Annotated in this window: 8 protein-coding genes and 1 pseudogene; 5 read left to right on the forward strand and 4 right to left on the reverse strand. The window is 42.0% G+C overall.

The window, feature by feature from the left end:
* Positions 1 to 258 precede the first annotated feature (258 nt).
* The 4 genes from Q0081_RS22825 to Q0081_RS22840 all read left to right on the forward strand — a co-directional run bounded on the left by Q0081_RS22825 (position 259) and on the right by Q0081_RS22840 (position 3,437).
* The gene (locus Q0081_RS22825; protein ID WP_298359095.1) at positions 259 to 1,395 is read left to right on the forward strand and encodes a DUF819 domain-containing protein; all 1,137 of its coding nucleotides are present in this window, start codon (positions 259 to 261) and stop codon (positions 1,393 to 1,395) included.
* A 29-nt stretch (positions 1,396 to 1,424) separates the two neighbouring features.
* On the forward strand, positions 1,425 to 2,057 hold the full coding sequence (locus tag Q0081_RS22830) for a hypothetical protein (RefSeq protein ID WP_298359098.1): 633 nt from the start codon (positions 1,425 to 1,427) through the stop codon (positions 2,055 to 2,057).
* Between the two features lie 82 nt (positions 2,058 to 2,139).
* Entirely contained in the window at positions 2,140 to 3,012 is an 873-nt protein-coding gene (locus Q0081_RS22835) for a glycosyltransferase family 2 protein (RefSeq protein ID WP_298359101.1), read from the forward strand.
* 8 nt (positions 3,013 to 3,020) lie between these two features.
* Complete coding sequence (locus Q0081_RS22840; protein ID WP_298359104.1) at positions 3,021 to 3,437, forward strand: DUF1801 domain-containing protein; 417 nt, start codon at positions 3,021 to 3,023, stop codon at positions 3,435 to 3,437.
* Positions 3,438 to 3,491: 54 nt separating this feature from the next.
* On the opposite strand, the gene Q0081_RS22845 is transcribed toward Q0081_RS22840, so the two are convergent.
* From Q0081_RS22845 to Q0081_RS22855, 3 genes are all read right to left on the reverse strand, one after another.
* Positions 3,492 to 5,519, reverse strand: coding sequence for an OmpA family protein (locus Q0081_RS22845; protein ID WP_298359107.1), 2,028 nt, complete (start codon positions 5,517 to 5,519; stop codon positions 3,492 to 3,494).
* A 238-nt stretch (positions 5,520 to 5,757) separates the two neighbouring features.
* Positions 5,758 to 7,179, reverse strand: a complete 1,422-nt coding sequence (locus Q0081_RS22850; protein ID WP_298359110.1) for an inorganic phosphate transporter — start codon at positions 7,177 to 7,179, stop codon at positions 5,758 to 5,760.
* A 189-nt stretch (positions 7,180 to 7,368) separates the two neighbouring features.
* On the reverse strand, positions 7,369 to 9,816 hold the full coding sequence (locus tag Q0081_RS22855) for an AsmA-like C-terminal region-containing protein (protein WP_298359114.1): 2,448 nt from the start codon (positions 9,814 to 9,816) through the stop codon (positions 7,369 to 7,371).
* Between the two features lie 70 nt (positions 9,817 to 9,886).
* Between Q0081_RS22855 and Q0081_RS22860 the strand changes: the two genes are divergently transcribed.
* Positions 9,887 to 10,858, forward strand: coding sequence for an aldo/keto reductase (locus Q0081_RS22860; RefSeq protein ID WP_298359117.1), 972 nt, complete (start codon positions 9,887 to 9,889; stop codon positions 10,856 to 10,858).
* Positions 10,859 to 10,952: 94 nt separating this feature from the next.
* Here Q0081_RS22860 and Q0081_RS22865 read toward each other — a convergent pair.
* Positions 10,953 to 11,192, reverse strand: a pseudogene (locus Q0081_RS22865) (membrane dipeptidase); the annotation flags it as partial.
* Positions 11,193 to 11,338 lie beyond the last annotated feature (146 nt).

The following is an 11,338-nucleotide window of genomic DNA, read 5'->3' on the forward strand; positions in this document are numbered from 1 at the left end:
AAGAAAGCTATTCTTTATATTTTTAAGCAATATGGTTCGATATATACAATTAGCTTTACAAATCTTATTATAAAAAATACGCCAATTAATGTCCAGTTTAATTCTGATTGATTACTTATCTTAATCGGTGCAATTAATCCAGGTAAAAATCACGCTACAAATCAACACCATCTATGACTAAAATCAACAATGAAGGTGAATGAAGCGGAAGAAAACTGGAAGAAAGCAGAAATATACCCTTAAAACCTTAACTCTTAAATGAATTCACTTTACATCCTCACCATCCTTTGTGCAAATGTAGTATTGGCAGAATGGCTGGCTAAGTACCGTTTTTTCAAATCAATGGGAGCGGCTCTCATTGTAATTATTACGACGGCTATCACAGCCAACGTAGGACTCATCCCCTCCTCAAGCGCTCAAGTACCGGTCTATGACGGCATTTTCTCCTACTTAGCGCCGCTTTCCATATTTTTCCTGATGCTCAAAGCCAATTTACGAAGTTTGCGAAAAGCGGGCGGAGCAATGGTATCTTTATTTTTGACGGGGTCTGTCGGGACCATTTTGGGGGTGGTGCTCAGCATGAAACTTTTTGATGCCGAACATACGATAGGCTCGCTCCATTACGCCATAGCAGGAATGTTTACGGGTACTTACATTGGCGGAAGTGTAAATTTTAATGCTGTAGCTCTGCATTATGGCGTTTCCAAAGACGGCACCCTTTTTGCCGCCGCTACTGCTGCTGACAATATCATCACAGCACTTTGGATGATTGCCACTTTATTAGTGCCTCAATTGCTCGATCGTTATTATCCACGTAAAAAGCAGCAGTCAACCGCTTCTGAAAAAGAATTGAACGAGCATTTGAACGACAACGAATCCGTGAATCCGATGGATGTAGCTCTGTTGTTGGGTTTAGGGATTTTCAGCATTTATCTGTCACAACTCGTGGCTAGTACCTTCAAAGGAGTTCCGGCGGTTTTGGTACAAACTACGTTTGCGTTAGCATTGGCTCAGTTTCCAGCAGTAAACCGCCTGCCCGGTTCGCGTATGTTGGGGCTTCTTTGCGTGTATTTATTTTTGGCAGTCATTGGTGCTTATTGCGATATTCCTGCCCTCATTCATGATGGTCGATTGGCATTTACGCTGTTGGGAATTATTACGGTTTTGGTGCTGATTCATGCCACGGTCGTGTTTGGGATTGGTGCCTTATTGAAGCAGGATTGGGATATGTTGGGGATTGCTTCTCAAGCCAACATCGGTGGTGCAAGTTCAGCTTTGGCTTTGGCCCGGAGTATCAATCGTACTGATTTACAACTTCCTGCCGTATTGGTGGGCGTACTGGGCAACGCCATCGGGACCTATTTAGGAATTTGGGTAGCAGAATGGCTTCGCTAAAGCGCAAATTCAAAATCATTATTAAACGAATGAAAGAGTTATTATCAGATGTTTTCTCGGAACAATACCGAGAGGACTTCTTATTTTGGTCGGTGCTTTGTATGTTTTTGGTATTACTGTCTGTTTTCGGGGGAGCATCTTTTTTTAGTATAGCTATCATTTGTGCATTGGTGTCAGTATTTACTGTGCCCTTAGGCATTATCCTACTGATAACTGTGTTGATTCGCCGCCGCTTGAATCCCCGCTTCCAACCTTTAACTGAAATAAGACTCGCGCTATTGATGGTAGGATTACCATTTTTGGCATGGCCTTCCTATTTTTTGACTAATGAAGTCAGTCTTTTTGTAAAAACACAAATGAGGTATCGGGCAGCAGAAGAGCTAATTGCAGAATTGGAACAATACAAAAAGCAAGAAGGCAACTATCCTTTTTCAACGGGAAGAATCCCGGCAGGTTTTGCTTCAAAAAAAGACTGCAATAATTACCATATTGGCTATTGTACTCAGGGAGATACATACAGAGTATATTTTGGGCTTAGTTCCCATTTATTTACTTCCCATCAGTACACCTACTGTGCTGATTGGTCTAAATTGGCCAAAGAGTCCTGGTACGGAAACCCTACTGGAAAGCTCAATTGGCGAGTGCAAACCATGGTAGATTAAAAATAAAAGGAGCTATCATCTGATTGTATTTGAAAGGATAGCAATGACAAATCGTATTTTTGAGATAAAATAAACTCTGCACATGCACGTTACAGGCTTCACTTTCATTCGCAATGCTGTCAAATTTGACTTTCCAATTGTAGAAGCAATTACTTCTATTTTGCCCATTTGTGACGAATTTGTAGTGGCAGTTGGCCAAAGTGATGACAGCACACTTCAACTGATTCGAGAAATAGCCCCGCAAAAAATCCGCATCATTGAAACCGTTTGGGACGAAACCTTGCAGGAAGGAGGAAGTGTGTACGCCAAAGAAACTGACAAAGCATTTCGGGCTATTTCAGAAAAATCGGACTGGGCATTCTATATTCAGGGCGATGAGATGGTACACGAAAAAGACCTACCCGTCATTAAGGCCGCTATGCAACGATGGAAAGAGGATGCCACAGTGGATGGATTGTTATTTGATTACATCCATTTTTACGGTTCTTATGACTTTATTGGCGATTCTCCTACTTGGTATCGAAAAGAAATTCGTGTCGTCAAAAACAACAAGAACATCTATTCCTACCGTGATGCTCAGGGTTTTAGAAAAAACAATAACGAAAAACTGAGTGTCAAACCCATAGAAGCAAGTATGTATCATTATGGCTGGGTAAAAGACCCGCGCGTGATGCAGGAAAAACACCTGCACATTCACAAATATTGGTACGGAGACGAGGCTGAAAAACACGTAAAAGTGGCTGCCGAAGGCTTTGATTATTCTCAAATAGACTCGTTAGCGAAGTTTAAAGGCACACATCCTCAAGTAATGAAAGCGCGTTTACAGCGCCAAAACTGGCAATTCACGCACGATATTTCGCACAAAAACTTAAGCTTTAAATACCGTCTTAAAATGTGGATTGCCCAACTGACCGGTTGGTATATAGGAGAATACAGGAATTATAAGATTATATAAAAATCGATATGCCTTACTACGAAGACATCGACGATTTTTTTGCTCACCAAACACCCGAAATCAGGCACTTACTTCAATATGTCCGACAGCTAATTTTGGTATCCCATCCCAAAATGCGCGAACGTTTTATGTACAACAGTATTCCTTTTTTTCTTTGTTTGGATTACGTCTGTTATTTTGGTAAAATCCAAAAAACGAAGGGCGTCGAGATTTGTTTTGCGAAAGGATTCTTATTGTCGAACGAACAGGGACTTCTGGATGCTAAAGGCCGAAAAATAATTAGCGGAATTACCGTTCGTAACCTGCAGGAATTCAAAGAAATAGAAGACGACTTTCTGGAAGTTTTGCAGGAAGCGATTTTATTAAATGAAACCCACCCGGAAAAGACGTTTGCTAAGATTATTTTTGAAAGACGAAAAAAATAAGGGGTCAGAAGGTTTTACACTTTCTGACCCCTTAAAACGTTTTCTGAACAAAAATCAGTAACTCAATATCGTGAATTCCGTACGACGGTTTTTCTGGTGCTCTTCTTCCGTTTTGGCATCTTTGATTACCAACTGCGTTTCACCATATCCTTTTGCTACCATTCGCTCACGTACTATTCCTTTGGAAGCAATATAATCTACAGCGGATTGCGCCCGATTTTGAGAAAGTTTCTTGTTGTAAGCATCCGTATCACGCGCATCGGTATGAGAGCTTAACTCAATATTTACAGTCGGATTATCATTCAGGATTTGCACTAACTTATCCAATTCAACCGCGGCATCAGACCTGATATTGAACTTGTTAAGGTCATAGTAAATGTTTTCCAACACAAACGTTTTGTTCAACGTCAAACGATCTAATTTAAGCGATACATAAAAAGTGGTATCCATCGTAAGTTTCTTACGGAAAACCTGCGGAATCGCCTTCCCTGCCATGGTAAATGCATCGCGTTTGGTAATATAGCCCTTCTTTTCAATCAGAAGCGTATACTCTTTGCCTTCTTCCAGCGGGAAAGTCCCGAAGATACCACCACCTTTTGTCGTGCCTTGTCCTACCAAACTATCGGCTGAGACTTCGTATATTTTTACAATAGCCGAATCAAGCACCGCCGAAGGGGTTTCGTTGGAAGCTACCATGCCGGCTAAGAAATAATTAACAATCTTTGGCGGTTCGGGTTTTCCAATCGTACGACGACGCGGGTCATCAGGCGGAAGTTTTTCAAGTTCTGCCAATTGCGTAGAATCCAGTCCTACACTTTCGTCTTCTACAAAATAAATATCATCATCGCCCTTTCCACCTTCCCGATTGGAAGAAAAGAAGCCGTATTTCATTTCATCGTCAGCAAAAACCAGCCCAAAATCATCAAAGCGAGAATTGATAGGCATCCCCAAGTTTTCGATGCTGATAACGCCCTGTGAACGCGTCGCTACAAATACGTCCAATTTTCCCAAGCCGGGGTGTCCATCTGACGCAAAATAAAGTTTGGCATCGGGTCCTACGTACGGGAACATTTCATCGCCCGGCGTATTAATATCCTTACCCATATTAACGGGTTTGCTGAAACGACCGGAAGCATCCATATTAGAACGATAAATATCACTTCCTCCTACTCCACCAGGACGGTCAGAACAAAAATAAAGCGTCCGCCCATCGCGCGAGAAGGCCGGGCTACCATCCCAGGAAGCTGAATCACTGACCGGAATTAGACGCGGTTCCGTCCATCTGTTATTGGCAAAGCGGCTCAAGTACAGGTCTAAATTTGCCCTGCCTTTTTTCTTTCCAGTATTTCCTCGGGCAATCACCACTGTTTTACCATCTTTGGTAAACGTTACATTGGCTTCGTTGACGCCTTCCATAAACAACGCAGGACTGAATACTTCCGATTCTCCGCCTGTTTCGTCATAACTTTCAGCCAACTTTACTTTGTAAATACCCAACATGGGCATCCCGTTGGTTTTGTACATCGTCTCTTTACGCGAAGCGGCAAAAATCAAGTTATCGTCTTTCACAAAAGGTGAAAACTCGGCCCCCGGCGTATTCAGTTTCTCCAGATTTTTGATTTTGTAAAACGTCTTTTTCTGTTGAATAACGTCAATGGATTTCAGGGTGTAGAGCTCGCGATTAGCTCTTTCTAGCGCCACTTTATTCGTAGGAGTACTGTTGACGTATTTTTCCAACTGCGCGATGGCTTCGCTGTATTTTCCCTCCGCCTTCAAAGCAAAAGCATAATTGAAAGCAAAATCAGGGCTGGTCATGCCATTGTCCAATGCTTTCTGATAATAGGAGCTCGCCAACACAAATCGGTTTGACAATCGATACGATTCCGCCAAAAGGTAATTAGTGCGACCGGGTTCGTAATTGGCCGCGGCAACTGTTCGTAAGTCTTTAATGGCTAAGTCATATTCACCATTGTCATATTCTCGAACAGCTTGTTTAAAGAGGGATTGGGTCGAATTACAAGCAGTTAAACAGGCCAATAATCCCACAAAGGCCAGGCTAGATATGAATGTATGCTTTTGCATAATAGGTCAGATACAAAACGTAAGCGGCTAAGTTAGCAAAATGGTTTTTTTCTGCTAAATTTTAACGCTAAAAGTTATTGAAATATTGCATAAGTAACCACACGGTGCGCCGCTGCGATAGAAACATAGAACACATAGCTTCCACAGTAAAATAAGGGATATAACGGAAACGCTGACCGAACTTATCGTCCAGTCAGCGTTAGGGATTCAATCCGTGAAAGTATCCTAACCTATTCTTTTACAAAATCCAACGGAAAAATACGTACAGGGTAAAAGACAGAAAAATAGAAACCGGCAGGGTCAGTACCCAAGCCATCAAAATATTGCGAATCGTCTTTGCCTGTAGATTTTTAATTCCTTTACTGGCCACCATCGATCCAGCAATTCCCGACGAAAGCATGTGGGTTGTACTTACCGGAAGGCCAAATCCTGAAGCCAAACCAATTGTACTCGCCGCTACTAATTCTGCCGAAGCACCTTGAGCGTAGGTAAGGTGTGATTTACCGATTTTTTCACCCACTGTCACCACAATCCGCTTCCAACCTACCATCGTTCCCAATCCAAGAGATAAAGAAATCATCAATACTACCCAAAACGGGGCATAATCGGTAAAGCGACGAAGTCCTTTTTTATCGTCGGTACTTTCTTTTAGTATTTTTTCATCGGCAGCACTCAAATTAACCGACTCGCTTTCCATCAATTTTTTTAAGCTGTTGTTGATTACCAATACATCACGACGAGCGCCAAGACGCTCATCCTGTTTCATTTTACCGTCAGGGCCTGTATTAGCAATCCGTTTGGCTAAGTCTTGCGTGCTGCTTTTTACTTTAGCCAACTGTTTTTTTTCGTCAATGCCAAGCAAAGTGATATCTACTTTAGTCATCGTCTGTTCAATAGCTATCAAATTGCCACGCATGGATTGAGGTTCAATTTTCTCATTCAATGCAAAGTAAGTTGGAACTACCCCAATTAGAATCAGCATAATAAGCCCCACTCCCTTTTGGCCATCATTGTTACCATGAAAGAAGCTTACTCCTGTACAGGTAAGAATCAGCACAACTCGAATCCAGAGGGGAGGTTCCTGATTCTTTTTAGGCTCACTGAATACCTGATCGCGGGCTTCTTTATTAAGCAGACGCCTTAATATAAACATTAAGAACACCGCCAAACTAAATCCTACTAATGGAGACAGCAACAGCGAGCCAAAAATTTCACCTGCTTTACTCCAGTTAACGCCTGCTCCGTCAGAAGCCTCGGGCATCATTGAAAAAGCGAGCCCTACCCCTAAAATAGAACCAATCAATGTATGTGAACTCGAAGAAGGCAATCCAAAATACCACGTTCCAAAATTCCAAATAATGGCACTTATGAGCAATGCCAATACCATAGCAATACTGTGATATACATTTTGGTCAATGAGCAACTCAACGGGCAGTAAGTTGACAATTCCCATCGCCACAGCAATACCTCCCAGAATAACGCCGAGAAAATTGCAAAACCCGGACCAAATAACGGCGGTCGTAGGTTTGAGTGAATTGGTATAAATTACGGTAGCAACGGCGTTGGCGGTGTCGTGAAAACCGTTCACGAATTCAAAAGCACACGCACACAAAATACAAATAAAGAGAAGGATGAAAATGTCAGTTTCTAAGCCAAACATGGGAGAGTTTGTAGTTTACAGCTCGTAGTTCACCGTTTTTCTTGGTATTTAGTGACCTATGTAGCTATGTGATAATTACTAAGTTAGATTTTGGGAACAAAGGTAAATCAAACTTCTGAGGCTTATGTTAAGAAATTGTTAACGCACAAGGTAGTAATAAGGTCAAATTCTCTTGAAAAAGGCAACAATTTAATTTGAATCTAATGGTTCGCTATTTCTGCGTTTATTGCTTTTTTTGCGCCAATCCATGTCGTATTTCAATTTCATTTCCCCGTTTTCGTCGACGGCTCGGATGATAAGATTATTGCCATCCAAACTTTGCAGATCCGCTTCTTCCGGGTGTCGTTTTAGATTACTGAGCGGAACTTGTACCAACAAATCGGTTTTATCCCGAAAACTGTACGTTCCTCCCACAAAAAAGGTCAAAACACTGGAAGCTACTTTCATTTGGTTCATATTTAATTCCTGACCCTGTAACACAAACAGATTTTTAAGATTCTCAAACCGGACATTGTCAAAATCCCGTCGTTTAAACAGTATTTTCTGAATACGTTTAATTGGCTCAAAATGATTTAATTCACCATTCGTGATTTCCAAAGCCAGTTGTCCGTTCATGGTAGCGGGCAAAAGAGAAAAATCACTTTTTAACTGACTGCTGTAGGAAAAAGTTGTGCTGAGGCTTCCGCTAAGATTGTGGTCAGAAATAGTACTTTGTCCAAAGTTTTCAAAGGCATAAAACACTTTTTGTACATCCGCATGCTCTACCTTACCGTTGGCGGACAATTGATGTATAGAGCGATCAAATTGTTCAATCCCTCCTGTCACCTGAAAATCTCCCCCAAAAGCCTTCATTTTCACATTTTCACACTTCACAGTTTCCTCACTCAAATACACTCTTCCTTTCACCTTTTCAGCCTGAAACTTTCGATAATGAACCTTTTCAGCCACTAACAGCGCTTTGATTTCCAAGTGATTGAAGATTTTTTCCATCACATCCGAAAATCTTTTTTTGCTTTGCTTTTCAGCATTGGTATGATAGTTACGAATCCAGTCCAGCCCTAAATCAGGTGTATAGATACTCATGTCTCCCGCTACTTTTCCCGAAGAGTTAAATACATAAGGCAGTAAACCCACAATTTTGCCGCTGATACGAATCTGATTTTTCTGGTGGTTTAAGTGAAGAAACGATACATCCACTACTTTTTCGTTAAACCGTATGGTACTGTTCATTCGGGTAAAATTCACCTGTTGGGGTACATAATTAAATGCTACATTTTGGAGTGTTGCCCGCCCCGTCAATTTTCCATTCAAACGATTTTCTTTTTCATTAAAAATGGGGGCTATTCTGCCATTATAAGAGTAGTTTATCAGCATTTTCCCGGCTTTTAACTTCACTTTATTCCCATTAAACAGTTTGTTGCAATGAGCCAAATCTGCCTTTACAACCCCTTCCATTGCCACCTGTGGGTCCTCCAAATCCGTAATTGTGAAAAAGGCACTCACGGGAATTACACCATACAGCAGCCCCTGTGCTTTTCGCACCGTAATTCGAGAGTTTTGATCACAAATTCGATGAGTTGTATCCAACTGATTTGTAAAATGAGCCGTGCTCGTAATTTCAGAAAGCAACCCAATCTGGCTGACGTACTTGAAGGTTTTTGTTTGAAAATCAATGTTTACCAGCGGATTTTCACCCCCTTTTAGGGGCGCGTCTAAACGGACAGTGGCTGTTAAAACGGGTAAAATTTTAAAGGATTCAATTCGTTGCGCCAATCGCTTTGGTACAATGGTCAAAGCACGCTTTGCGGCAATGGTATCGGTTGTAATTTCCAGTTGTATTCGTCCCATTTTGGCAAAATTAAGCTCTCCCTTTATTCCGAATGCATCCTGATTGACCCGAACCTCAGACGGGGCCATTTGCAGCTGGGTATTTTTGGGGTTGAAAGAAAGCTTCAGGTCTAATTCCGTCGGCTTTTTCTCCAAAAAAGCGCCTCGCTTGGTATTAAATGCTAATCCCTCAAAATAGACAGTGCCCTTCAGTTCCAAATTCCAAATCGTATCCGTCAGCTGCACATAATTGGTCAAATTATTCATCGTAAAAGCAAAGTGTTTGTCCCGCACTGAATCCTGCAGAGAAAACTCAACGTTTTCGGCACACACTTCACGAAGGCGACCCAGAAATTTTTGCTCAAAAATTGAGTCGGTCATTTTTTTAGAGGACAACGTAGAGTCTTGACGGAAAACACTCAAATTACTATAGCCGGTTGCCTCCGTAAAAATGTCCACTTTCCCATTTTTAAAACAGACCGAACGAATCTGAAACTTCTTTTTCAATAATTCCTGCCCATCTATTCTTACCGTAAGTCGTTGAAGAAACAGCAATTCTTTGTGGTGACGTGCATAGGCGCTATCTTGCAAATGGACATTGAAAAGCGTGAAGGAAAAGCCAAACCCATCCGCAAAAGGAGTAAAATGAAAATTTTCGGCGGTAAAACGACCGTTAATATTTTGGTTGATTTCTGCCAAAATATACTTGAATAGTTGGTCACGGTATCGATAAGCCCAACCTCCTGTGGCAACGGTCAGGATAAAAAGGAAACCGACGATATATAGGGTTATTTTAAGTATTTTGGACATGATGATGGCTTATCGAAAGTAATATGACAATATAGACTGCTTTTATCTTTAAAAATACCGTACCAATACAATGCAATATAGAAGATTTGGAAGAACTGATTGGCAAGTAAGTGAAATCGGTTATGGAATGTGGGGCTTGGCCGGATGGACGGGCTCAGAAGAGGATGAATACAACGCCGCCCTTAATCGCTCCGTAGAATTAGGCTGTAATTTTTTTGACACTGCCTGGGGGTATGGTGCCGGGCGCAGCGAGCAGGTATTGGGCGAACTCGTAAAGAGGCACGCCGATAAGCGCCTGTATGTGGCTACTAAAATACCTCCAAAAAATTTCAAGTGGCCTTCAAAACCTGAATTTACGTTGGAAGACTGTTTCCCGGCAGCTCATATCATCGAATACACCGAAAAAAGCCTTAAAAATTTAGGCGTTGAAACGATTGACTTACAGCAGTTTCACGTTTGGGAAGACCATTGGGCACAGCATGAAGAATGGCAAAAGGCCGTAGAACAACTCACTCGCGACGGTAAAGTGCAGCATTGGGGCGTAAGTGTGAATCGCTGGGAACCCGACAACGTCCTAAATACCTTGCGTACAGGACATATTTCAGCGGTACAGGTCATTTATAATATCTTTGACCAAGCTCCTGAAGATACTCTTTTTCCGCTTTGTCGCGAATTGGACGTAGCCGTGATTGCGCGCGTTCCGTTTGACGAAGGAACCCTTACGGGCACTTTCACTAAAAACACTACCTTCCCGGCCGACGACTGGCGCAGCACTTATTTTGTACCCGAAAACCTGATTTCGAGCGTAGAACATGCTGATGCGTTACGTCCGCTTATTCCATCGGGCATGAATATGCCCGAAATGGCTCTGCGTTTTATTATGAATAACCCTGACGTAGCGACTACCATTCCGGGAATGCGTAAAATCCGCAATGTAGAAGCAAATATGGCCACCGGCGACGGAGAAAAACTCCCTGCAAGTCTTATAGAAAGCTTAAAAACACACCGTTGGGACCGTACTCCCACAAGTTGGAGCCAATAAGGATTGCCGTGTTTATTTCTTAAAGCTTAAATTACACAAAAAAGAGTCGGGTAAACACCTGACTCTTTTAATAAATACCGGAAATTGTTTCCTTTTATCTAAGACTTACTTCGCGGGTTTTTCCTTTTTCTACCGCTTTCATTACGCGGAAGAAATTACCGCTCCAAATTTTCTCAATGTCTTTTTTGGAATAACCCCGACGGACCAATTCAATCGTCATGTTTTTGTATTGACTTACATCGAAGCAGTCGGCCAAAGCCCCTCCCCCATCAAAATCAGCGCCCATGCCTACATAGTCAATGCCAGTCAATTTCACAATGTGGTCAATATGATCGAATCGATGGCATCTGTGACGGTGGCTATAGGGCAATTGCATGAAGTGGTAAGTTAGCCCGACCTTTGGGAAATGAATGTAGCTGAATTTTTCTTTGAGTTGGACGACCCTCGCCGGGACGGAAGCTGTTATCACGTCCTATCGGA

The organism is Runella sp., from assembly GCF_027484545.1.
Classification (GTDB): domain Bacteria; phylum Bacteroidota; class Bacteroidia; order Cytophagales; family Spirosomataceae; genus Runella.